Source organism: Brachyspira catarrhinii, from assembly GCF_005518285.1.
Classification (GTDB): domain Bacteria; phylum Spirochaetota; class Brachyspiria; order Brachyspirales; family Brachyspiraceae; genus Brachyspira; species Brachyspira catarrhinii.
Genome location: NZ_SJDU01000625.1, coordinates 1 through 888, shown reverse-complemented (window position 1 = coordinate 888; position 888 = coordinate 1). Strand labels below are relative to the sequence as shown.

Below are 888 nucleotides of genomic sequence, written 5' to 3'. Positions count from 1 at the left end.
TATAAAACTCAATTTTGAAAATTTTTACATTTTCCTTAAAGCTATCGTTAGGAAAAATACAAATCCGCCCCAAACGGCAAGCAAACTAAGTCCCATAAATATAGCAGAATCTATTCCCATAATTTTCTCCTTTTTTAATCAATTTTTTATATTTTTATTTATTAATATATTTTTCTTTGAGTTTAGCCAATACGATACCGACTATGAAAGCTATAATCGGCATAGACCATCCCAATCCGACCAAAGCGGCTTGAGGATAATTTTCGTAAGGAACTCTGAAATCTTCTATTATTTTCAACGCCAAAAAAATCGCTAAAAATACGGGAGTTAAAAATTTCAAACAGAAATCCCACCAAATTCCAACTCTGAATTCGCTTACTCTATTAATCAAATCTTTAAAGTCTTTAAGTTTATAAACCCAAGCTATCAAAACTATTTCGATTAAACCGCTTATTACAATATTATAATTATTTATGAAATGGTCGACTATATCGAGTATATATAAACCGCCGCCTGTAGCGTAAACCATAGATATTAAACCTTGTATTATAATAATTACGATTGTCGTTTTTCTTCTATTATAATGAAATTTATCTATAAAAGACGATACTACAACCTCCGTTAAAGAAATAGCCGAAGTCAAACCAGCAAATGCAAGCACCAAAAAGAATACCGCTCCGAATATTCCGTTTAAACTTGGAAGAGAATTAATAGCTTCTGGGAATACTATAAAGGCAAGTCCGATTCCTCCTCCGCCAGCAACTTCAGAAACTTCTTTTCCTTGAGAACCCGCCATATAACCTATTATGCTAAATACAGTTATTCCCGCAAGCAAACTAAAACTCGTGTCTGCAAATCCCGTCATAAAAGCGTTATTCGATATATCCG

The 888-nt window shown here is 32.9% G+C and carries 2 protein-coding genes; both read right to left on the bottom strand.

What is annotated here, in order from left to right:
- Positions 1-24: 24 nt before the first annotated feature.
- Positions 25-120, bottom strand: a complete 96-nt coding sequence (locus EZH24_RS12705; RefSeq protein WP_137999403.1) for a MetS family NSS transporter small subunit — start codon at positions 118-120, stop codon at positions 25-27.
- A gap of 34 nt (positions 121-154) precedes the next feature.
- The coding region (locus EZH24_RS12700; RefSeq protein ID WP_473807490.1) for an SLC5/6 family protein at positions 155-888 on the bottom strand (734 nt) is incomplete at its 5' end.

Bases quoted from the DNA above. Each gene is read 5' to 3' on its own strand.
- EZH24_RS12705 (WP_137999403.1), bottom strand. From the start codon at position 120: ATGGGAATAGATTCTGCTATATTTATGGGACTTAGTTTGCTTGCCGTT.